The organism is Janibacter anophelis NBRC 107843 (assembly GCF_001570945.1).
GTDB classification, from domain to species: domain Bacteria; phylum Actinomycetota; class Actinomycetes; order Actinomycetales; family Dermatophilaceae; genus Janibacter; species Janibacter anophelis.
In genome coordinates this window covers 34,049-56,442 of record NZ_BCSQ01000019.1, presented here as the reverse complement: position 1 = coordinate 56,442, position 22,394 = coordinate 34,049, and the positions used below count along the sequence as shown (strand labels likewise).

Annotated in this window: 20 protein-coding genes; 16 read left to right on the top strand and 4 right to left on the bottom strand. The window is 73.1% G+C overall.

The window, feature by feature from the left end; all coding sequences use genetic code 11:
* Nucleotides 1-503: 503 nt before the first annotated feature.
* The 16 genes from JAN01S_RS07035 to JAN01S_RS06960 all read left to right on the top strand — a co-directional run bounded on the left by JAN01S_RS07035 (nucleotide 504) and on the right by JAN01S_RS06960 (nucleotide 17,217).
* On the top strand, nucleotides 504-1,205 hold the full coding sequence (locus tag JAN01S_RS07035; protein WP_068315761.1) for a tetratricopeptide repeat protein: 702 nt from the start codon (nucleotides 504-506) through the stop codon (nucleotides 1,203-1,205).
* Nucleotides 1,202-2,185 (top strand): HAD-IIA family hydrolase, encoded by a 984-nt coding sequence (locus JAN01S_RS07030; protein WP_068315759.1) that lies wholly within the window; start codon nucleotides 1,202-1,204, stop codon nucleotides 2,183-2,185. Before JAN01S_RS07035 ends, JAN01S_RS07030 begins: the two co-directional genes overlap by 4 nt.
* A 29-nt stretch (nucleotides 2,186-2,214) precedes the next feature.
* On the top strand, nucleotides 2,215-2,907 hold the full coding sequence (locus JAN01S_RS16865; protein ID WP_157075641.1) for a hypothetical protein: 693 nt from the start codon (nucleotides 2,215-2,217) through the stop codon (nucleotides 2,905-2,907).
* Between the two features lie 64 nt (nucleotides 2,908-2,971).
* Nucleotides 2,972-3,154 carry a hypothetical protein gene (locus tag JAN01S_RS07020; protein ID WP_068315753.1) on the top strand — a complete coding sequence of 61 codons (183 nt, stop codon included), beginning with the start codon at nucleotides 2,972-2,974 and terminating at the stop codon, nucleotides 3,152-3,154.
* Nucleotides 3,155-3,158: 4 nt separating this feature from the next.
* The gene (locus JAN01S_RS07015; RefSeq protein WP_068315749.1) at nucleotides 3,159-3,965 is read left to right on the top strand and encodes a TlyA family RNA methyltransferase; all 807 of its coding nucleotides are present in this window, start codon (nucleotides 3,159-3,161) and stop codon (nucleotides 3,963-3,965) included.
* Complete coding sequence (locus tag JAN01S_RS07010; protein WP_068315747.1) at nucleotides 3,962-4,879, top strand: NAD kinase; 918 nt, start codon at nucleotides 3,962-3,964, stop codon at nucleotides 4,877-4,879. Before JAN01S_RS07015 ends, JAN01S_RS07010 begins: the two co-directional genes overlap by 4 nt.
* Nucleotide 4,880: 1 nt before the next feature.
* Nucleotides 4,881-6,614, top strand: coding sequence for a DNA repair protein RecN (gene recN / locus JAN01S_RS07005; RefSeq protein WP_068315743.1), 1,734 nt, complete (start codon nucleotides 4,881-4,883; stop codon nucleotides 6,612-6,614).
* Nucleotides 6,615-6,645: 31 nt separating this feature from the next.
* Complete coding sequence (gene steA / locus JAN01S_RS07000) at nucleotides 6,646-7,830, top strand: putative cytokinetic ring protein SteA (RefSeq protein ID WP_068315739.1); 1,185 nt, start codon at nucleotides 6,646-6,648, stop codon at nucleotides 7,828-7,830.
* Nucleotides 7,827-8,807, top strand: a complete 981-nt coding sequence (locus JAN01S_RS06995; protein WP_068315737.1) for a copper transporter — start codon at nucleotides 7,827-7,829, stop codon at nucleotides 8,805-8,807. The genes steA and JAN01S_RS06995 overlap by 4 nt, the downstream gene beginning before the upstream one ends.
* Nucleotides 8,808-8,812: 5 nt before the next feature.
* Nucleotides 8,813-9,601, top strand: coding sequence for a hypothetical protein (locus JAN01S_RS06990; RefSeq protein ID WP_068315735.1), 789 nt, complete (start codon nucleotides 8,813-8,815; stop codon nucleotides 9,599-9,601).
* A complete protein-coding gene (murJ, locus tag JAN01S_RS06985) occupies nucleotides 9,598-11,208 on the top strand; it encodes a murein biosynthesis integral membrane protein MurJ (RefSeq protein ID WP_068315733.1) in 1,611 nt (536 codons plus the stop codon). Before JAN01S_RS06990 ends, murJ begins: the two co-directional genes overlap by 4 nt.
* Complete coding sequence (locus JAN01S_RS06980; RefSeq protein ID WP_068315730.1) at nucleotides 11,205-12,278, top strand: glycosyltransferase family 4 protein; 1,074 nt, start codon at nucleotides 11,205-11,207, stop codon at nucleotides 12,276-12,278. The genes murJ and JAN01S_RS06980 overlap by 4 nt, the downstream gene beginning before the upstream one ends.
* 16 nt (nucleotides 12,279-12,294) lie before the next feature.
* Nucleotides 12,295-14,022 (top strand): CTP synthase, encoded by a 1,728-nt coding sequence (gene pyrG / locus JAN01S_RS06975; RefSeq protein ID WP_068315727.1) that lies wholly within the window; start codon nucleotides 12,295-12,297, stop codon nucleotides 14,020-14,022.
* Nucleotides 14,022-14,669 (top strand): NUDIX domain-containing protein, encoded by a 648-nt coding sequence (locus JAN01S_RS06970; RefSeq protein ID WP_068315724.1) that lies wholly within the window; start codon nucleotides 14,022-14,024, stop codon nucleotides 14,667-14,669. Before pyrG ends, JAN01S_RS06970 begins: the two co-directional genes overlap by 1 nt.
* A gap of 103 nt (nucleotides 14,670-14,772) precedes the next feature.
* Nucleotides 14,773-16,578, top strand: a complete 1,806-nt coding sequence (aspS, locus tag JAN01S_RS06965) for an aspartate--tRNA ligase (RefSeq protein WP_068315720.1) — start codon at nucleotides 14,773-14,775, stop codon at nucleotides 16,576-16,578.
* A gap of 3 nt (nucleotides 16,579-16,581) precedes the next feature.
* Nucleotides 16,582-17,217: an HAD family hydrolase gene (locus JAN01S_RS06960; protein ID WP_068315717.1), complete on the top strand. Its 636-nt coding sequence runs from the start codon at nucleotides 16,582-16,584 to the stop codon at nucleotides 17,215-17,217.
* A gap of 16 nt (nucleotides 17,218-17,233) precedes the next feature.
* On the opposite strand, the gene JAN01S_RS06955 is transcribed toward JAN01S_RS06960, so the two are convergent.
* Genes JAN01S_RS06955 through JAN01S_RS06940 form a run of 4 tightly spaced genes read right to left on the bottom strand, consistent with a single transcriptional unit; the run spans nucleotide 17,234 to nucleotide 22,388 of the window.
* Nucleotides 17,234-17,704 (bottom strand): NUDIX hydrolase, encoded by a 471-nt coding sequence (locus JAN01S_RS06955; RefSeq protein ID WP_068315714.1) that lies wholly within the window; start codon nucleotides 17,702-17,704, stop codon nucleotides 17,234-17,236.
* Nucleotides 17,705-17,707: 3 nt separating this feature from the next.
* On the bottom strand, nucleotides 17,708-19,417 hold the full coding sequence (locus JAN01S_RS06950; protein WP_068315710.1) for an FUSC family protein: 1,710 nt from the start codon (nucleotides 19,415-19,417) through the stop codon (nucleotides 17,708-17,710).
* Nucleotides 19,417-20,175: a GNAT family N-acetyltransferase gene (locus JAN01S_RS06945; protein ID WP_068315707.1), complete on the bottom strand. Its 759-nt coding sequence runs from the start codon at nucleotides 20,173-20,175 to the stop codon at nucleotides 19,417-19,419. Before JAN01S_RS06945 ends, JAN01S_RS06950 begins: the two co-directional genes overlap by 1 nt.
* On the bottom strand, nucleotides 20,172-22,388 hold the full coding sequence (locus JAN01S_RS06940) for an MMPL family transporter (protein ID WP_068315704.1): 2,217 nt from the start codon (nucleotides 22,386-22,388) through the stop codon (nucleotides 20,172-20,174). Before JAN01S_RS06940 ends, JAN01S_RS06945 begins: the two co-directional genes overlap by 4 nt.
* Between the last annotated feature and the right edge of the window lie 6 nt (nucleotides 22,389-22,394).

The following is a 22,394-nucleotide window of genomic DNA, read 5'->3' as shown; positions in this document are numbered from 1 at the left end:
GAAGTCGAGAGCCCCCAACACCCCGTGTTGGGGGCTCTCGCACATTCACCCCAGAGAATGTTCCGGAATGGTGCGCGAGATGTGCACTCGGGATGAGCCGAACGAGCACGGTTGTTGCGTGCGGGCCCCGCACGGGAGAGTGTTGCCCTGACAGGGGCCCAGGTCGAGAGAGGTTGTAGGACGTGGACGAGAGGTCGAGCAGGCCGGAGCGTAGCCGTGGCGGTTCCGGGGGTCGGGGTCGTCCCGACCGTCCCGGTGGTGGCCGGCCGGGCGGAAGCGGTCGCACCGGAGGCCCTCGTACCGGACGGGACGAGCGGCGCGGCAGCGATGACCGCGGTCGCGACCGTCGAGACGACCGGGACCGTCGGGATGATCGCGGTGGACGCTCCGGTCCTCGGCCCGAGCGCGGGGGAGTCGGCCGTCAGGGCGATGACAACGCCCGCGGCGGCTCACGGCTGGTCCCCAAGGAGGGGCGCAAGCCGGAGCCGGCCATCGCGCCGGACGTGACCGGAGCCGAGCTCGACCGGAGTGTGCGCCAGCAGCTGCGCACTCTGAGCAAGGAGAACGCCGAAGGCGTCGCCCAGCACCTCGTGATGGTGGCGGCCCTGCTCGAGGCCGAGGATCTCGACGGTGCGCTGGCCCACGCGGAGACCGCTGTCCGCCGCGCGGGTCGGGTGCCGGCTGCGCGTGAGGCCCTGGGGTTCGTCGCCTACCGCATGGGCGACTTCGCGCGGGCCCTCACCGAGTTCCGCACCGTGCGTCGACTCAGTGGGTCCTCGCACCTGTTGCCCCTCATGGTCGACTGCGAGCGCGGGCTGGGACGCCCCGCCCGCGCCCTCGAGCTGCTGGGTTCGCCAGAGGCGCGCCAGCTCGGGCAGGAGGAGCAGGTCGAGCTGCTCATCGTCGGCTCCGGCATCCGCCGCGACATGGGCCAGCCTCAGGCCGCCGTCCTGGCCCTGCAGGGCCAGGTGGACAAGGTCGCCAAGAAGCCGTGGGCCGCGCGTGTCTGGTACGCGTACGCCGACGCCCTCCTCGAGGTGGGCCGCACCGACGACGCGCGCGCTTGGTTCGCCAAGGCCGCCGTGGCCGACCAGGACGGCGAGACCGACGCCGTCGAGCGCGTCGAGGAGCTCGACGGGGTCCGACTCGACGAGGTCGAGGTCAGCGATGAGGGCATCGACGGTCAGGAGCCCGAGCAGGCATGAGCCTGCCCACCCTGGTCAGCCAGTACGACGGGCTGGTCTGCGACCTCGATGGTGTCGTCTATGCAGGACCGGGTGCCATCCCGCACGCCGTCGAGGCGCTCAACGCGCTGAGGACGCCTGTCGTCTTCGCGACCAACAACGCCTCCCGGATGCCGGGCGATGTCGGTGACCACCTCCGGTCGCTCGGTGTCCGGACCACCGATGAGATGGTCCTCACCTCGTCGTTGGCTGCTGCCCATGCCTTGGCAGCCGATCTGCCGCAAGGCAGTGAGGTGCTGGCCGTCGGTGGGCCGGGTGTTGCCGCAGCGCTACGGCTCGTGGGACTTCAGCCGCGGTCGCCGCGTGACGAAGGGCGGCCGGTGGCCGTGCTCCAGGGGTATGGCGCCGATGTCACCGCCACGGACCTGGCGGTCGCGGCGCACGTGGTGCGGGCCGGGGCACGCTGGGTCGCGACCAATGACGACCTGACGCTGCCGACCGAGCGCGGTCCGGCCCCGGGCAACGGTTCGCTGGTGCGCGCGGTGCGCCTGGCCGTCGATGTCGACCCCGAGGTCATCGGCAAGCCGCACCCGCCGATGTACGCCATGGCCGCTCGGGTCCTCGGCGCCCGGCCCGACCGTGTGCTGGCCGTGGGCGACCGGCTCGAGACCGACATCGAGGGCGCGGTCGCCACCGGGTTGTCCAGTGCCCTCGTCCTCACCGGGGTCCACGGACCTGCCGACGCTGCCGCTGCGCCACCGACGCGTCGGCCCGTCCATGTGCTGGAGGACCTCCGGGGCCTGCACGAGCCCTACCCGGAAGGGCGCCGTGACGGCGACTGGTTCGTGCGCGGACGGGCCCGGGCACGGGTGGCGGACACGCTGGAGGTCGTCGGCTCGGGCATGGACGGCCTGCGTGCCGGGCTGGATGCGATCTGGGCGGCGGTGGATGCAGGCCGCGTGCGCAGGGAGGACGCTGCCGGGCTGTGGCTCAACGGGTAGCGTGGTCCCACCCGATGACGAGGAGTGACGTGGACCCTGTACGCGGAGTGATCCATCTGGGCCTGAAGCTGACCGAGACCACGCTCGACCGAGCGCTCGACGTCGTGCGTCTGGTCGACACGCTGTTGGTCTCGACCGCGGTCCCCCCGGTCCGTGAGCGGGACGACGAGTCGCCGTGGCCCGCCGAGGAGCAGGCCGACCTCGATGCGCTGAGCGCGACCCTGCGCGCCCGCGCCGTCCCCGCGGGGGAGGAGTCCGAGCGCGTGACGAGCGGGGTGCCCGCACCAGTGAGCGCACGGTCCACGTCGGCGTCGAAGAAGTCCGCGCCGGCCAAGCGGGCGCCGCGGAAGTCGGCTGCGAAGAAGACGGCGGCGAAGACGCAGCAGAAGGTGGCGGCGAAGACGCCGTCGTCCGGCGCCCAGCCCGCCACGAAGGCCGCGACGAAGCGGGCCCCGGCGAAGAAGACCACGGCCTCCGCGACGAAGAAGGCCGCGCCGAAGAAAGCCGCGCCGAGGAAGGCCGCGCCGAAGAAAGCCGCGCCGAGGAAGGCCGCGACGAAGGAGGCCTCGGCCACCGGGGCGAGGAGAACCCCGGCGAAGAAGGCCTCGTCCGCCTCGCCCCAGAGCCGCGCCACGGGGACGACGTCCGCGCCGCAGAAGTCCACGGCGAAGAATGCGGCGCCGACCGCCCCCGCGAAGCCGACGGTGCTGCCCGGTGCCTGAGATCCCCCTTCCCTCCGCCCCTCGGCCGGGGCCGCCCGCCTCCACTCCCGCGCCTGAATCGCCCGTGCCCGACTCGTCGTCCGCACCCACGTCCGTCGACGGGACCCCGCAGACCGGGGACCTCGTCGTCGACGCCGTGCTGCGCGACCTGGCCGTCGTGGACGAAGCCGACCTCGACGGGGTGCTCGCCGCCGGCGAGTCCGTGCACCAGACGCTGACCTCGCGGTTGTCCGACCTCGGGTCCTGAGGCAGTGGCCGAGACGACCCGGCTGGATGTCGCCCTCGTCGAGCGGGGCCTGGCCCGCAGCCGGACCCGGGCCAGGGAGCTCGTGGAGGCGGGGGAGGTCACCGTGGGTGGCGCCGTCGTGACCAAGACCTCCGTGCGCGTGGGGCCGCAGGACGAGCTCGTCGTCAGCTCCGACCGGGACCACTGGGTCGGGCGAGCAGCGGGCAAGCTCGTCGGTGCCCTGTCCGACTTCGACGTCCCCGTGGCCGGACTCCGCTGTCTGGACATCGGCGCGTGCACGGGCGGTTTCACCCAGGTGCTGCTCGAGCGCGGCGCCGCACACGTCATCGCCCTCGACGTCGGCCACGACCAGCTGGCACCTGAGCTGGCGGCCGACCCGCGCGTCACCGATCGCAGCGGCACGACCATCCGAGGCCTGGTCCCGCAGGACATCGGCGGCAGCGTCGACCTGGCCGTGGGGGACCTGAGCTTCATCTCCCTTCGTCTCGTCCTGGCGGAGGTCCACGGGCTGCTCGACCCGCAGGGCGAGGCCGTGCTGCTCATCAAGCCGCAGTTCGAGGTGGGGCGTCACGGACTCGGGCGCCGCGGGGTCGTCACGGACCCCACGGCCCGGCGGGACGCCATCGAGGCGGTGCTCGCCCGGGCTGCCGAGGTCGGCTTCGCCGTGCTGGGGCTGACGCGCAGTCCGGTGCGTGGGGGAGAGGGAAATCACGAGTACCTCGTGCACCTGACCCGCCGCACGGGTGTCGGTCTGACGTGGCAGGCTCAGCAGGTGATCGCCGACGAGATGACCCGTGAGGAGGACCGATGACGTCGACGCGTCGTCGGGTGCTGCTCCTCGCGCACCCCGGCCGGCCCGAGGCCCTCGAGGTCGCCATGGGCGTGGCCGACCGCCTCGCCGAGGCGGGCATCGAGGTGCGGCTGCCCGCGGGGGAGCTCGCTGACAGCATCCTGGGACGGCACCCCGTCGTCGTCGTCCACGAGGGTGACGACGACCCCGCGAGCGACGTCGAGCTGGTCGTCGTCCTCGGCGGTGACGGCACGATCCTGCGGGGCGCCGAGACCGCTCGCTCCGCCAACGTCCCGGTCCTCGGGGTCAACTTGGGGCACGTGGGCTTCCTCGCCGAGGCCGAGCGCGAGGACGTCGAGGCCACGGTCGACCACATCGTCGAGCGCGCTTACGACGTGGAGGAGCGCATGGCGCTCGACGTCGTCGCGACCCTCGACGGCCGCGAGATCGCCCGCAGCTGGGCGCTCAACGAGGTCACTGTCGAAAAGGCCTCGCGCGAGCGGATGCTCGTGCTCACCGTCGAGATCGACGGACGTCCGCTGTCCACGTGGGGGTGCGACGGCGTCGTCATGGCGACTCCGACCGGCTCGACCGCCTACGCCTTCTCCGCAGGTGGCCCGGTCGTGTGGCCCGGTGTCGAGGCGATGCTCGTCGTGCCGATCAGCGCGCACGCGCTCTTCGCCCGGCCGCTCGTCGTGGCACCGACCTCCGACCTCGCCGTCGACCTCGTGCCCGGCACGGAGGGGCACGGTGTCCTGTGGTGCGACGGTCGTCGCGCCGTCGACCTGCCACCCGGTGCCCGCATCGAGGTCAGCCGCTCGTCCCAGCCGGTCCGGCTGGCGCGCCTGAGCCGGTCACCCTTCACCGACCGGCTCGTCGCGAAGTTCGACCTGTCGGTGCACGGGTGGCGCGGCCGCAACCGGTCGGGGAGCTGACATGCTGCGTGAGCTGCACATCCGCGACCTCGGCGTCATCGAGGACGCGACCCTCTCACTGCACCCCGGGCTGACCGTGGTCACCGGCGAGACCGGAGCGGGCAAGACGATGGTCGTCACGGGCCTCGGGCTCGTCCTCGGCGGCCGGGCCGATGCCGACCTCGTGCGCACCGGCAGCGACGAGGCCGTGGTGGAGGCCGAGGTCGAGCTCGCCGAGGACCACCCGGCACGCGGGACTGCGGCGCAGGCCGGTGGGATCGCCGACGAGCCCGAGCTGCTCCTCAGCCGGACCATCTCCGCCGCGGGCCGCAGCCGCGCGCACGTCGGCGGACGGCGGGCGCCGATCGGGGTGCTCTCCGATCTCGGTGAGGGCCTCGTGGCGGTCCACGGCCAGGCCGACCAGTGGCGGTTGAAGCGGCCGGCGCAGCACCGCGCGCTGCTCGATGCCTTCGGCGGGGATGAGGTGTCCTTCGCCGCGGCCGAGGTGGCCGCCGCCTTCCGCGAGTGGCAGCAGGCGAAGGGGGAGCTCGCGCAGCTCGTCGAGGGCGAGCGTGCCCGCCTGCAGGAGATCGAGCTGCTGACCCACCAGCTCGAGCAGATCGACGCCGTCGACCCGCAGCCCGGTGAGGACACCGACCTGGCGCACGAGGCCGAGCGCCTCGGGCACGCGGAGGAGCTGCGCACCGGCGCCGACACCGCCCACCGGCTGCTGTCGGACCCGGACAGCTTCGACGGCGACGACGTCGTCGGACGCCTCGCCCGTGCTGCCGACGAGGTCACCCGGCTCGCCGAGCACGACCCGCAGCTCGCACAGCTGCAGCAACGCCTCGCCGAGGTCGGAATGCTGACCTCCGAGCTCGCGGCCGACCTGTCGGCCTATGCGGCCGACATCGAGGCCGACCCGGCCCGGCTCGCCACGACCCAGTCACGGGTGGCGGCCCTGCGTGAGCTGACCCGACGCTACGGCGACGACGTCGAGGCGGTTCTGCGCCACCGCGACGAGGCCCGTCAGCGACTGCTCGGGCTGCAGGGCGCCGACGAGCGGATCGAGGAGCTCAGCGCACTCGTCTCGCAGTGGCAGGAGCGGCTCGGCGCCGATGCGGTGCGACTGACCGCGGCTCGTACGGCTGCCGCGCAGCGCCTCGGCACCGCGGTCGAGGAGGAGCTGGCGCACCTGGGCATGCCCAAGGCCCGCGTCGAGGTCGCGGTCGAGCCCCGGACCGACGACGCCGCCGTGGAGCTGCCCCTCGGTGACGGGAGCGTCGTGCGGGTCACCGCCGACGGCGCCGACACCGTCGAGGTGCGCGTCGCGGCCAACCGCGGGGCCCCACCCCGATCCGTGACCAAGGCGGCCTCTGGCGGTGAGCTGAGCCGGATCATGCTGGCCATCGAGGTCGCCACCGCAGGAGCGACCGGCAGCCAGGTGCCCACCTTCGTCTTCGACGAGGTCGACGCCGGGGTGGGCGGTCGCGCCGCAATCGACGTCGGTGCCCGTCTGGCCGCGCTGGCCCGCTCGAGCCAGGTGATCGTCGTCACCCACCTCGCCCAGGTCGCCGCGCACGCGGATCGCCACCTCGTGGTGCACAAGGCCCACGGCGACCAGATCACCTCCAGCGGCGTACGAGTCGTCGATGGCGACGAGCGCCTCGCCGAGCTCTCGCGGATGATGGGCGGCGACGACACGAGCGTCGGTCTGCGGCACGCGCAGGAGCTGCTCGAGCAGTGTCGTCGCTGAATCCGGGCGGCTTCATGGGACGATGCCCCGGATGGCCCTTCGACTGACCCGCGACGCGTCGCACGACCCGGTACTGCCCGGTCTCAACGGACCCCTCAGGGTGGACCGGCGCACCAAGGACCTCACCAAGCGGCTCAAGCAGGGCGACATCGCCGTCATCGACCACACCGACATCGACCGGGTGAGCGGCGAGGCGCTCGTCCAGTGCCGCCCGCTGGCGGTGGTCAATGCCGGTGCCTCCGTGAGCGGGCGCTACCCCAACGCCGGTCCCCGACTGCTCATCGACGCCGGCATTCCGCTCCTCGACGTCGACGACGAGGACCTCCTGGATCGACTCAAGGACGGGGAGGCCGCGAGCGTCGAGGGCGACGTGCTCCACCTGTCGTCCGGTGACCGGGTGAGTGGCCGCCGCTGGGACGAGGGTTCGCTCGCGGCCGCGATGGACGAGGCGCGGGCGGGCCTGAGCGAGCAGCTCGAGGCCTTCGCCGCCAACACGATGGAGTACATCACCCAGGAGCGGGACCTGCTCTTCGACGGTGTCGGCGTGCCCGAGATCAGCACGCAGATGCTCGACCGGCACGTCCTCATCGTCGTGCGGGGATACCACTACAAGGAGGACCTCGCGGCCCTGCGTCACTACATCCGCGAGTACCGGCCGGTCCTCATCGGGGTCGACGGGGGAGCGGACGCGCTCGTCGAGGCCGGCCACCGACCGGACCTGATCGTCGGGGACATGGACTCGGTCTCCGACGCCGTGCTCACCAGCGGTGCCGAGGTCGTGGTGCACGCCTATCGTGACGGGCGGGCACCCGGTGTCGCGAGGGTCGAGGCGCTCGGCGTCACGCCCGTCGTCTTCCCGGCGACCGGCACGAGCGAGGACATCGCGATGCTGCTGGCCGACGACCGCGGTGCGACCCTCATCGTCGCCGTGGGCACCCACGCGACCCTCGTCGAGTTCCTCGACAAGGGACGGGCCGGGATGTCGAGCACCTTCCTCACCCGGCTGCGGGTGGGCTCCAAGCTCATCGACGCCAAGGGCGTCAGCCGCCTGTACCGCACGCGGATATCGTCGTGGTCGCTCGTCGGCCTGGGCATCGTGTGCCTCCTGTCGCTCTTCGTCGCGCTGTGGTCGACGCCGACGGGCCAGGCCACCCTCCAACTGCTCGGTGCCCGCTGGGACGACCTCTGGGCGCTCGTCGAAGGACTCATCACGTGATCGACTTCAGGTACCACCTCGTCTCCCTCGCGGCCGTGCTCATCGCGCTGTCGATCGGGATCGTGCTCGGCGCCGGGCCGCTCAACGACAACATCGGCAGCACGCTGTCCGGTGAGGTGACCAAGCTGCGCAAGGAGAAGGAGGCCCTGCGCCAGCAGGCCAACGAGCAGCGGCGACAGCTCGAGGGCCACGACGCCTACGACGAGCAGACGCTGCCCACCGTCGTCGGGGACCGGCTCGCCGATCGCGACGTCACCGTGGTGGCCCTGCCGCAGGCTCCCGACGAGGACGTCGAGGGGGTGCGCGAGACGCTCGAGACGGCCGGCGCCACGGTGGCCGACACCGTCGAGGTGAGCGAGGCATGGGCCAGCACCGCCGACGACGCGACGACCACCCGCAGCGACGTCGGCGACACCGCCCTGGACCAGCTCGGCGTGGACTCGGCCGTACCTGACGGCGCCCAGCGGATCGACCAGGCGCTGGCCGTGGTCCTCACCGGTCGCTCCGCCGCCCAGGACGGCGACGCCGTCCCGCAGGCGCGTCGGGAGCAGGCGTGGACGAGCCTGCACGACGAGGGCCTCGTCGACGGGCCCGATGAGGCGCCGGCCGCCGCCGACCTCGTCGTCGTGCTCGGTGGCCCCGTGGCCGCCGAGACGACCGAGGAGACCGACACGGTCGACCGTGCCGCCGAGCGCGAGGCCAACATCTGGGTCGCGCTGACCCACCTCATCGAGACCCACGCCGACGGGACCGTCCTCGCGTCGGCCGATGCCGAGGCCGACACGGGCGACGCGTCCCCGCTCACGGTGGCGCGCACCCAGGGCAACCTCGCCGAGGGCGTGTCGACCGTCGACGTCCCCTCGATCCCGATGGGACGGGCAGCGATCGTCCTGGCGCTCGTGCAGCAGGACGAGGGCGGGTCCGGCCACTACGGGCTCGGCCAGAGCGCCGACGGCCCCGTCCCCGTCCTGCAGTGAGCGCGATGGTGCGAGGGCTCGCCGCCGCGGCCGTCGCCGCGCGCGGACTGACCCGCCTGACGCAGGGCCTGCCGGCGCACCTGCGTCGACCGTGGGAGCGCACCAACCACGCCGGGGCGGCAGTCACTCTCCTCGAGGGACCGAACGCGGTCGGCGCAGCCCTCACCGGGGTCCTCGCACAGCCGCAGGGCCGCACCGCAGCGACGCTCGTCGTCCTCGTCCCCGGTGTCCTGGGCGCCGTCGACGACCTCGTGGGGGACTCGGGGACCAAGGGCCTGGGCGGTCACCTGCGGGCCCTGCGCTCCGGCCGGGTGACGACCGGCGCGGTCAAGCTCGGTGGTCTCGGCGCCGTCGCGCTCGCCGCAGCGCTGCTGGAGGAGGGGGAGTCGCCCCCTTCGATCTCGCTCGTGGACGCCGTCGTCATCGCCGGCACCGCCAACCTCGTCAACCTGCTCGACCTGCGGCCGGGGCGCGCGCTCAAGGTCACCACGGCAGCGGGTCTGGTGCTCCTGGGGCCGAGCGCGTCCCGCTCGCTCGCCGGGGCGCTCGTCGGGACGGGAGCGGTCCTGCCCGAGGACCTCGCCGGCGAGTCGATGCTCGGCGACTGCGGCGCCAATGCGCTCGGGGGCCTGCTCGGTCTGGCCCTCGTCCGTGGGCTGGGACCGCGCGGCCGCCTCGGCGCGGCGGCCGTCGTCACCGGCCTGACCCTGCTGTCGGAGCGGGTGAGCTTCACCCGGGTCATCGAGGGCACGCCGGTGCTGCGCGAGATCGACGCCTGGGGCCGGCCGCGGTGAGCGGGGTCGCGCGGGACGCGGGGACCGTCGCGGCCATCACGATGGCGGCGCGGGTCGTCGGCTTCCTGCGCTGGATCGTCTTCGCCTGGGCGGTGGGCGCGGCGGGTGTCGGCACGGTCTACCAGAGCGTCAACACGGTGCCCAACATCGTCTACGAGATCGCCGTCGGCGGGATCCTCGCCGCCGTGGTCGTCCCGCTCGTCGCCGGCCGGATCGCGGCGGAGGGAGGGGAGCATCCCGATGAGGTCGCCTCGGCGCTGCTGACCCGCACCTGCGTGGTCCTCGTGCCCCTCGCGCTCGTCGTGGCCCTCGCGGCGCCGCGGATCAGCGAGGCGCTGCTCGGCGACGTCGGTGTCGACGGGGCCGTGGCCCTCGGCACTCGACTGCTCGTCGTCTTCAGCCCGCAAATCGTCCTCTACGGGCTGGGCATCGTCGTTTCGGGGGTGCTCCAGGCCCACCGTCGCTTCGTCGCCGCGGCGCTGGCGCCGTTGCTCTCCAGCCTCGTCGTCATCGCGACCTACATCGCCTGGGCCCTCACCGTCCCGGCCGGGACCGAACCCGATGACGTCGCCATGCGTGAGTGGCTCCTGCTCGGCGGCGGGACGACCCTCGGCGTCGTCGCCCTCTCGGTGCCCCTGCTCGTCGTGGCCGCCGCGGCCGGCATCCGGCTGCGGCCGCGCTGGCGCCTCGCCCCGGAGACCGCCGCTCGCGCCCGGTCGCTCGCGGGAGCCGGGGTGCTCGCCCTGATCGCCCAGCAGGTGACCGTGCTCGTCACGCTGGCCGTGGCCAACCGCTCGGGTGGCGACGGTGCCCTCGTGGTGCAGAACTACGTCCAGGCCCTCTACCTCCTCCCGTACGCCGTCCTCGCCGTGCCGGTGGCGACCGCCGCCTTCCCCGTGCTCTCCGCGAGTGCCCACGGTGACGAGCGCGAGCAGTCGGTCGCTGCGGGCACGCTCGCCGCGGCGCTGCGCGCGGTCGTGCTCCTGAGCGCCGCCGCCGTCGCCGCCCTCATGGCTGCGGCACGACCGATCGGCGAGGTCTTCGCCGAGATCGACCGCAGCGGCGAGGGCTCCCGCGCGCTGGAGGTCATGCCCGTCGCCCTCGTGGCCATGGCGCCGGGGCTCATCGGCTTCGCCGCGACCGCCGTCGCCCTGCGGGCGCTCTACGCCCGCGGACGCGCCCTGCTCGCCGGCGCCGTCATGGCCGGCGGGTGGCTCGTCGCGGCCGTGGTGCCCCTGCTGTCGCTCGGCGACGAGTCCGGCGCCCGCCGCACCCTCGTCACCCTGGGTCTGGCCTCGTCGCTGGGCATGCTCCTCGCCGGTGCGGGGCTCGTGGCGCGCGTCCGGGTCGACTGGGGGCCCCGTGCCGTCGAAGGGGTGCCGCTGGCCGTCGTCGTGGCCGCGGCCGCCGTCGGCCTCGGCGGCCTCGTCCACGTCCTCGGGCACGACCGGTGGCCGGACTCGGTGCTCGGCGCGGTCGTGGGCGGCGCCGGCGTGGGCGTGGTCGTGGCCGGTCTCGTCCTCGCCGCCGGGCTGCGCCTCGACCCCGGCCTGCGCGGCCGCGTGCCGCTCCTGCGCCGCCTCCGAGCGAAGGGAGGGCAGCGATGAGGGTCCTGCTGTGCCTGGCCAGCGCCGCCGGCGGGATCGGTACGCACGTGGCCGACCTCGCGGCCTCGCTCGCGGCCGACGGGCACGACGTGCACGTGGCCACCGACCCGGCCACCCGGGGGCGCTTCGACCTGCCGGGTGAAGCACCCCTGACCGTGGCGACCGTGCGTGACCTCGCGCGGGGCGCCGACGTGGTCCACGCCCACGGGTTCAGGGCCGGGCTGGTCGCGGCCGTGGGCACCCGTCGGGGCTCGTTGCTCGCACCCGGGGGCGCCCCCTTCGTCATCAGCCTGCACAACCAGGTCCGCGGGGCGGGCCTCTCCCCGCGGCGGCTGGTCGGCGAGCTGGCGGCCCGTCGGGTGATCCGGCGCGCCGACCTCGTGACGGGTGCCAGCAGCGACCTCGTCGAGGACGCGCTCGCCCTCGGGGCCCGTCGGGCCGAGCTGGCCGAGGTGCCCTCGCCGCGGGTCCCGGCCCTCCTCGACGCCGACCGCGAGGGGTGGCGCACGGCGGAACGAGCCGGCTTCCTCGCGGGCCACGGTCTCGACCCCCGGCGTCCCGTGGTCCTCACCCTCGCGCGCGTGGCGCCGCAGAAGGGTCTGGAGGCGCTCGCCGGCGCGTGCGACTCCAGCGGGACCGACGCGCAGTGGGTCCTCGTCGGACCCGGCCAGGAGGAGATCTCCCCCTTCGTCCCGGAGCTCGGCGTGCACCTCGCGGGCGCCGCGCACGACGTGACCCCATGGCTCCTGGCGGCCGACGTCCTCGTCGTGCCGAGCGAGTGGGAGGCCCGGGCACTCGTCGTCCAGGAGGCCATGGCGGCGGGGACCCCGGTCGTCGCCACGGACGTCGGCGGGCTCCCGGACCTGCTCCACGACGTCGGGGTCCTCGTCCCGCCGGCCCCGCGGTCGACCTTCGCCGGGCGGATCGCCGGTGCCGTGGACGAGGTCCTGGGGGACCCCCTTCGCTCCTCGCGTCTGGCTCGAGCCGCCCGAGGACGGGCCCGGACGTGGGACGGGCTCGATGCGAGCGCGACACGATGGGCCCTGCGGTACGCAGCACTGCGAACGTGACGTAGATTGGAACCCCGTGGTGGCACTGACGAAACACATCTTCGTGACCGGAGGAGTCGTCTCCTCTCTCGGCAAGGGACTGACGGCCTCGAGCCTCGGTCATCTCCTGCGGGCACGTGGCCTGGCGGTCACGATGCAAAAGCTCGACCCCTACCTCAACGTGGACCCGGGGACGATGAACCCCTTCCAGCACGGAGAGGTCTTCGTCACCGAGGACGGGGCCGAGACCGACCTCGACATCGGTCACTACGAGCGGTTCCTCGACACCAACCACGACGGCTCCGCCAACGTGACGACCGGGCAGGTCTACAGCCGGGTCATCGCGCGCGAGCGCAAGGGCGAGTACCTCGGCGACACCGTCCAGGTCATCCCGCACATCACCAACGAGATCATCTCGCGCATGCGTGCACCCGCCGCCGGCAGCCCGGGCGTCGAGGACGCCCACGCGCCCGACATCATCATCACCGAGATCGGTGGCACCGTCGGTGACATCGAGTCGCTGCCCTTCCTCGAGGCCGCGCGACAGGTGCGCCACGAGCTCGGGCGCGACAACTGCTTCTTCCTGCACGTCTCGCTCGTGCCGTACATCGCGCCGAGCGGCGAGATGAAGACCAAGCCGACGCAGCACTCCGTGGCCGCGCTGCGCCAGGTCGGCATCCAGCCCGACGCGCTCGTGCTGCGCGCCGACCGCGAGATCAGCGACGACATCAAGCGCAAGATCTCGATGTCGTGCGACGTGGAGGCCGACGGCGTCGCCGCCTGCGTCGACGCGCCGAGCATCTACGACATCCCCAAGGTGCTGCACCGCGAGCACCTCGACACCTTCGTCATCCGGCGCCTCGGGCTGAACTTCACCGACGTCGACTGGGGCAGCTGGGACACCCTGCTGCGGCGGGTCCACCAGCCGCTGCACGAGGTCGAGGTCGCGCTCGTCGGCAAGTACATCGACCTGCCCGACGCCTACCTGTCGGTGACCGAGGCCCTGCGGGCCGGCGGGTTCCACAACGACGCCAAGGTGCGCATCCGCTGGGTGCCCTCCGACGACTGCGAGAGCGAGTCCGGCGCGGCCAAGGCACTCGGCGGGGTCGACGCCGTGCTCGTGCCCGGTGGCTTCGGCGTGCGGGGCATCGAGGGCAAGCTCGGGGCGCTGCGCTGGGCCCGTGAGCGCCAGGTGCCCACGCTCGGCATCTGCCTGGGCCTGCAGTGCATGGTCATCGAGTACGCCCGCAACGTCGCCGGTATCGACGGCGCGAGCTCGACCGAGTTCGACCCCGCCTCCTCCGCCCCGGTCATCGCGACGATGGAGGAGCAGAAGTCCTTCGTCGACGGCGGGGGAGACCTCGGCGGCACGATGCGCCTCGGCTCCTACCCGGCCGACCTGGTCGCCGGGTCGGTGACCGCCGAGGCCTACGGCAGCACCCGGGTCACCGAGCGCCACCGCCACCGCTACGAGGTCAACAATGCCTACCGCGAGCAGATCGAGGGCGCCGGCCTCGTCGTGAGCGGTACCCACCCGCAGCTCGGACTGGTCGAGTTCGTCGAGCTGCCGCGCGACGTGCACCCGTACTACGTCTCGACGCAGGCGCACCCGGAGTTCAAGTCCCGCCCGGACAAGGCGCACCCGCTCTTCGCCGGGCTCATCGGTGCCGCGGTCCAGGCGCAGAAGGACTCCCGCCTCGTGGAGGTCGAGCCGGGCGAGGACGCTCCGGCCGCGGACGAGGCGACCGCAGACACGGTCGGCTGATGGCCGGCGACGAGGGACCCCTGCGGGACGAGCTCGGTGCGGCGTCCGTGCGCTCGAGCGAGGTCGTCTTCGACGGCGCGGTCTGGGACGTGCGGCGCGACACCTTCGAGCTCGAGGGGGAGACCCTCGTGCGCGAGGTCGTCGACCACCCGGGCGCGGTGGCCGTGCTCGCGCTCGACGAGCACGACGACGCCCTGCTCATCCGGCAGTACCGTCACCCGGTCGCCGCCCACGAGTGGGAGATCCCTGCCGGGCTCCTCGACGTCGCCGGTGAGGACCCGCTCCTCGCCGCGCAGCGTGAGCTGCTCGAGGAGGCCGACGTCACGGCCGACCACTGGGCGGTCCTCGTCGACTACTTCACCTCACCCGGTGGCCTGGACGAGGCGATCCGCGTCTACCTGGCTCGTGGCCTGCACCCCGTGCCCGCGTCCGAGCGACACGAGCGCGACGGCGAGGAGGCACACATCGTCCACCGCCGGGCCTCCCTCGACGAGGTCGCCGCAGCCGCCTTGGCCGGTGACGTGCACAACTCGACCCTGATCATCGCGGCCTTGGCCGCGCGGGCCGCGCGCGAAGGCGACTGGACCTCCCTTCGTCCTGCCGACAGCCCGTGGCCGGCGCACCCCGGGCGCCGGTCGCTGGACTGACCACCGCATCGCAACCCGTTGGCCCGCGAGGGCCACTGCTCCGTAGGATGGGGCGGCCCGCGCGATCCGCCGGGCACCCGTCGAAGGCAAGGAAGAACTCCCCGTGCTCCGCACCCACGAAGCCGGCACCCTGCGTGCCGAGCACTCCGGTCAGACCGTCACGCTCACCGGATGGGTGGGTCGCCGACGCGATCACGGTGGGGTGGCCTTCCTCGACCTGCGGGATGCCTCCGGGGTGGCCCAGGTCGTGGCCCGCGACGAGGTGCTCACCGGTGCCGCGCACGACCTGCGCAACGAGTACGTCGTCAAGGTCGTCGGTGAGGTCACCGCGCGCGACCCCAAGGACGTCAACCCCGAGCTGCCCACCGGCGAGATCGACGTCGTCGCGACCTCGATCGAGGTGCTCTCCGCGGCCGCACCGCTGCCCTTCCAGATCGACGAGCGCGTCACCGTCGGCGAGGAGGCGCGCCTGAAGCACCGCTACCTCGACCTGCGACGTCCGGGTGCCACGAGCGCCGGCGCCGGCCTGCGACTGCGCAGCAAGGTCAACGCGGCCGCGCGCTCCGTGCTCGCCGAGCGCGACTTCGTCGAGATCGAGACCCCGACGCTCACCCGGTCCACGCCCGAGGGTGCCCGTGACTTCCTCGTGCCCGCGCGCTTGGCGCCCGGCGAGTGGTACGCCCTGCCGCAGAGCCCGCAGCTGTTCAAGCAACTGCTCATGGTCGCCGGCATGGAGCGCTACTACCAGATCGCCCGCTGCTACCGCGACGAGGACTTCCGCGCCGACCGGCAGCCCGAGTTCACCCAGCTCGACATCGAGATGTCCTTCGTCGAGCAGGACGACGTCATCGAGCTCGGCGAGGCGATCGCCAAGGCCGTCTGGGCGACGATCGGCGTCGAGCTGGACGCTCCCTTCCAGCGGATGACGTACACCGAGGCGATGGAGCGATTCGGCTCCGACAAGCCGGATCTGCGCTTCGGCGTCGAGCTGGTCGACTGCACCGCGTACTTCGCCGACACCCCCTTCCGCGTCTTCAAGAACGAGTACGTCGGCGCGGTCGTCATGCCCGGCGGCGCCTCGCAGCCGCGTCGCCAGTTCGACGCGTGGCAGGAGTGGGCCAAGCAGCGCGGCGCCAAGGGGCTGGCCTACGTCACCGTCGGTGAGGACGGCGAGCTCGGTGGTCCCGTGGCCAAGAACATCTCCGACGCGGAGAAGGCGGGGCTGGCCGCGCACGTCGGTGCGGCCCCCGGTGACTGCATCTTCTTCGCCGCCGACAAGGCCAAGGCGGCCCGCGGACTGCTCGGTGCCGCGCGCCAGGAGATCGCCCAGCGCTGCGGGCTCATCGACGAGGACGCCTGGTCCTTCCTCTGGGTCGTCGACGCCCCGCTCTTCGAGCCGGCCGGCGATGCCGTCGCCGCCGGTGACGTGGCGGTCGGCGCCGGCGCGTGGACCGCGGTCCACCACGCCTTCACCAGCCCCAAGGACGAGTTCCTCGACAGCTTCGACACCGACCCGGGCCCCGCGCTCGCGTACGCCTACGACCTCGTGTGCAACGGCAACGAGATCGGCGGCGGCTCGATCCGTATCCACCGCAAGGACGTGCAGGAGCGGGTCTTCAAGGTCATGGGCCTGGACGAGGAGGCCGCGCAGGAGAAGTTCGGCTTCCTCCTCGAGGCCTTCAAGTACGGCGCCCCGCCGCACGGCGGCATCGCCTTCGGCTGGGACCGCATCTGCATGCTGCTCCTGGGTGCCGAGTCCATCCGCGACGTCATCGCCTTCCCCAAGTCCGGTGGCGGGTACGACCCGCTGACCGACGCGCCCGCCCCGATCACCCTGGAGCAGCGCAAGGAGGCCGGCATCGACGCGAAGCCGCGCCGGGAGGACGACGAGGACCCGGCCGGGGCCTGAGCGATGAGTGCGCCGGTCGAGGTGCTGCTGTGGGACTGCGACGGCGTCCTGCAGCACGGCCGCTTCGACTGGCGCGCCCGTCTCGACGGGCAGGTCGGCGACGGGTTCGCCGATCGGGTCTTCGAGGCCGAGCTGCCTGCGCTGCGCGGTGAGCGTCCCCTGCGCGAGGTCCTCGAGGAGCTGCTCCACGTCGTGCGGGAGGAGCGTGACCACGTCCCCGTGACCGTGGCGGACCTGCTCGACATCTGGGAGCAGTTCGACCTGGACCCCGAGGCCGTCGCCGTGCTCACCGCCGTGCGCGACCTCGGCGTGCGCTGCATGCTGGCGACCAACCAGCAGGACCACCGGGTGCGGCACATGCGCGAGGTCCGCGGGTACGACGACCTCGTCGACGGCTCGTACTACTCGAGCGAGATCGGGGCGATGAAACCCGACCCCGCCTTCTTCGAGCACATCCTCGACGACCTCGACCTGCCGGCGGAGCGCGTCGGCTTCGTCGACGACCTGCCGGGCAATGTCGAGGCGGCACGGTCGGTGGGCATCCGCGGGGTGCGCCACGACCCGGCCTCCGGGGCGAGAGGGCTCGTCGACGCCCTGACCCCGCTCGTGCCCGCCCTGGCGGACCTGCACACGACCTGACCTGACCGCCGGTGCGTCAGCGGGGGAGCGCCTCGATGAGACGGTCGAGGAAGGCGGTCTGTGCGGCCACGACCAGCTCGCGCGCTGCGTCCAGGTCGTGCCACTGCGCCCGGTCGAGCTCTGGGAAGACCTGCCGTCGCCCCGACCTCGGTGGCCACTCCATCTCGAAGGTGCCGGGCGAGACGAGTGCCACGGACTCCGGCTCGTCCACCTCGACCGCCCAGACGTGCACGACCTTGCCACCGGACTGGCGCACCTGACCGAGCGGTACCCGCGGACCGGCAGGCGCTGGCGCACCGGTCTCCTCGAGGAACTCGCGCTCGGCCGCGGCGAGCAGGTCCTCGTCGGCGTCGACCTCGCCCTTGACCACCGTCCAGCCGCGAGGCCGACGGGACCACAGCGGTCCGCCCATGTGCCCGAGGAAGACGTGCGGAGTCCCCCCTTCGTCCTGCACGAAGGGGAGCAGCCCCGCGCTCGTGCGGGCCACGGGTCAGGCCTCGGTGAGCACGGCGTGGACGCGCCGCAGGTCGTCGGTGATCTCCGCGGCGTCGCGGCTGTGGGTCACCGGGTGGTCCGTGAGCCCGGACAGCTCGTCGCGGGCCCGGGCCATCAGCTCGCTCTGGCCGCGGACGCGGGGGTTCCACGTGGCGCCGAGGACGAGGTAGGCGGTCGTCGCGAGCAGCTCCTCCATGCGGCGATACGGCCGCACGGCCTCGGGCGCATCGGCGAGGGCCCGCCGGGCGACCTGGTCGGACTGCAGCAGCTCGACGTACAGCTGCTTGCAGTGGTCGAGGTGAGCGGCCATGCCCTCGTCGGTGCGGGTGCGTCGCTCGGCGAGGTCGGCGAGCACGTCGTCGAGGGCGAGCACCACGCGCCGGGCGTGCGCGCGCAGCAGCAGCTCGGGCCGTCCGAGGCGGCCCGAGACGAGCAGGACGAGCACGGCGGCGCCGACTCCGATGAGGGTGTCCAGGCCGCGGTCGAGCAGGATCGTCGTCGTATCCATGCCGGTGACGGCCTCGGAGATGACGAGCGCCAGGGGCGTGAGGAAGACGACGGCGAGGGCGTAGTTGCGCGTGATGAAGAGCTCGACGACGAACTGCAGCGCCACGACGATCGCCACGGTCCACCAGTGCGACAGATCCAATCGCAGCAGCAGGGTGAAGACGACCAGACCGAGCGCCGTGCCCACCGTGCGCTGGAAGGCCCGGTGCAGCTGCGAGCTGCGGGACCCACCGACGTGGACGACGAGGACCGCGAAGGCCGCGGCCCAGTAGGCGTGCGCGTTGTCGAGGAGCAGGGCGACGCTGCCGGCGATGACCGTGGCGGCGAGCACCCGGGCACCGATGAGCAGGTCCTCGCTCGGCCACCGCAGCGCCTGGCGCAGCGACCAGCCGGCGCGGGGGCGACCCAGCGACACCTGCCGGACGCGGGCGGCCTCGTGCAGGGCCAGCTCCGCGGTGACCTCCGCGTCGGGTCCGCCGATCGCCCGCGAGACCGCGCTGGCGTACCGGTTGTGGACCCGCTGGAGCCGACCGTCGAAGCGCTCCGAGCCCCCGTCCGTCACGGCGGTCCACGCGGTGTTGAGCGCCTGCGCAGCGGCCCGACGCGCCCCGGGGACCTGCGCCGGGTCGGTCTCGGCGAGGTAGCGCTCGACGACCTCCTCAGCGTGGGTCACGGCGGCGTCCTCGACCCCGTGCGCCCCGAACCACGCGTCGGACGTGCCGACGACGACCGCCGAGAGGACACCGATCGCGGCGAACCCGAGGATCGTCAGCGGATCAGCGCCCCCGGTCGCGGCGATGTTGCCGATCCCGGTGACGAGGGCGAAGAAGAAGGCGCCCGGCGGACCGACCTGCAGGGCGGAGGTGAGCACCGCGGCCACCGTCGCCGTCAGGCCCATGGCCAGGATCGCGAGGAAGGGGTGGCCCGCCAGCAGGATGCCGAGCGTCATCGAGGCGAGCAGGCCCAGACCGGCGAGCGGGGTGACGACGAAGCGGCGACGCACCGGCGCCGAGGCGCCGTAGAGCACGGCGAAGACACCCATGCCCGCGAGGAAGCCCTGCTGACCGTGACCGGCGAGCCCGAAGGCGACGAGCGGCAGGGCGACGGCGCAGGCGGCCCGCAGGGCGATCCAGCGACGCCGTGGTCCGGGGTTCCACCGGGCGAGCGGGCGGAGGTACTCACAGACGAGCGTGGCCATCAGCCCAACCTCCCGCTGCTCCACTCGGCCGGGACGACGTATCCCAGCGAACGGTAGACCCCTCGGGCGCGGTCGTTGTGGGAGTACATGCCGAGCGTGCACCAGCCGTGGTCGGCGACGGCCCGACGGGTCAGCTCCGCGGTGACGCCCCGGCCGAGACCCAGGCCGCGAGCGGCCGGGACGACGGTGATGCCGGAGAGGACCGGTGCGCCGGAGGCCTCGGGCTCGCAGCAGCCGACCGCGAGGAGCGTGCCGGCGGCGTCACGGACCCCCACCCACCGCTGACCGGGGCGGGCGAAGGGCTGGCCGTCGGTGCCGGGGTTGTGCTCGTCGAGGAGCGCCTGGACCTCCTCGCGCCGGTCCTCGTCGAGCTCCACGGCCCCGGTCAGGGGGACGAGGGGCGGCGCCTGCGTGGTCGACATGAACTCCCACCGGCCGCGCACCTGCGGCAGCAGCCCGCCGAGACCCTCGACGGAGCGCGGCAGGGTGACGCCGTCCGCCCCCTTCGCCCTCGCCCGGGCCAACCACGTGCCGAAGGGGGCGGACCCGACGAGGTCGTGCAGGAGGTCGTCGTCGCCGCGCAGCATGAGCGAGACGCCGTGCGTGTGCGTCGGCCGCAGGAAGGCCAGGGCGCGGCGCCCTCCCTGCTGCAGGCCGATCGCGGGCAGGTCGGTCGTGGGGGAGGCCTCCGCGCGCACGACCGGGTCGTCGCAGCTCCAGGCGAGGAGCCGGTCCATCGGGACGTGCTCGGTGGTCACTCGGTGATCCCGAAGCGCGCGTGCAGCCCCTTCATCCACTTCGGCGCCCACCAGTTCCACTCACCCAGCACGGACATGGTCGCGGGGACGAGCAGCATCCGCACGAGCGTGGCGTCGATCGCGATCGCCAGCACGAGCGCGACCCCGGTCTCCTTGACCGCGAGCACCTTGGCCAGGACGAAGCCGGTGAAGACGATGATCATCAGCAGCGCGGCGCTCGTGATGATCTTGCCGGAGCGCTGCAGGCCCAACCGCACGGCATCGTCGGTCGCGTGGCCCCGCTCGTGCAGCTCGACGATGCGCGAGAGGAGGAAGACCTCGTAGTCCATCGACAGGCCGAAGCCGAAGGCGAGGACGAGGACGGGGATCGAGACCTCGACCGCCCCGACGGAGGAGTAGCCGAGCAGGCCCTCGAGGTGCCCGTCCTGGAAGACCCACACGAGGACCCCGAGGGAGGCGCCGAGGGAGACGACGTTCATCAGCAGCGCCTTGACGGGGACGACGACCGATCCGGTCATGAGGAAGAGCAGGACGAAGGTCGCGAGGATGACGGTGCCGATCGCCAGCGCCGCGTTGTCGGCGATCGAGCCGGTGAAGTCCGCGAGGTCCGCGGCCTGACCACCGACCACCGCGTCGAAGGGGGGACGCTCGTCGCGCAGCTGGGTCACCACGTCGCGTGTCTCGGGCCCGAGGGGACCGTCGGTGGTGCGCAGGTCGACGCTGCGCACGGTCTCGCCGTCGGCCTTGCCGACGACGACCACCTCTGCGGACTCGACGCCCGGCAGGTCGGTGGCCTCCTCCGCCCAGTCACGGACCTCGGACGACCCGGAGTCCGTCACGACGCGCACGTCGGGAGCGGCGAGCAGGGGGTAGTCCTCACCGAGGTCCTCGAAGAACTGCCGTTGCTCGCTGTCCGTCGGCAGCAGCTCCACGCCGGAGGAGGTCACCTCCATGCGGGTGGCCGGCAGGGCCATGGCCACGAGGGCCGCGAGGACGAGGGCCATGACGAGCCACGGCGCTCGCTGGACGGTCGAGGCGAGGGAGGCGAAGAGGCCCGTGTCGGGTGCGCGGTCGGTGCGACCACGCAGCAGCCGCCGGGCCGACATCGCGCACAGTGCCGGGATGAGGGTCGTCGCCACGACGAGGCACAGGACGACGACGGACACCCCGGCGGCGCCGGCCGCGCGCATGAAGACCGACGGGAAGAAGAGCAGCCCCGACAGCGCGATCGCGACCGTGACGGCCGAGAAGACGACGGTGCGACCGGCCCGGTCGACGGTGCGTCCCGTGGCCTCGACGACGAGGGCACGCGAGTCCTCGCCGAGGGGCGCGCCGTCGAGCAGGTCGCGCATCTCCTCACGGAAGCGGGAGACGACGAGCAGGCCGTAGTCGATGCACAGACCGAGGCCGAGGACGCTGACGATGTTGACGACCGTGGCGTCGAGGTCGATGACGTGCGAGAAGCCCCAGAGCGAGGCCAGCGCACCGCCGATCGACGCGATGGCGCCGGCGATGGGGATGCCGGCGGCGAGGAAACCGCCGAAGACGACGACCATGACGACGAAGGAGAAGGGGAGCGCGAGGCCCTCACCGACCTTCATGTCGGTCTCGACCTGGCCGACGACCTCGTCGATGAGGCGCTTGAGGCTGCCGCGCTGGCTGTCGGTCCCCTGGGAGGCGACGGCGACCTGGGTGAGCTGGACGTCGACGTCGCGACGGACCTGCTCGAGCTGCTCGTCGGTCAGGCCGTCCTCGTACTCGACGACCGTGAGGAAGCCGTAGCGGTCGTCACCCGGCTCGTCGAGGACGAGCGGAGCCGCCTTGGGGTCCTCGACGCCGTCCTCGAGGACCAACGGGTTGATGACGCTCTCGACACCGTCCATCTCGTGGATGCGCTGGATCGCCTCGGCGACTCCCTTGCGGACGAAGGGGTCGGTGGCCGGAGAGCCGGAGACCATGAGCGTGTCGGACGCGAGGTCGCCGCCACCCGCGTCGACGAGCAGCTCGCGCGCGTCCTGGGCCTCTCCGGGCGTGGTGATCTCGCCGCTGGAGAGCTGGTCGAACAGGCCGGTGCCGGTGACCCCTCCGAGCGCGAGGGCGAAGAAGGCGACGACGAGCACGAGCCAGGTCCCCACCACCGTCCGGGGGTGGCGGCCCACGCCGGTCCCCAGCCGGTGCAGCAGCGTCGACCTCGGGGCGCGGTGTCTGCTCACCGGGAT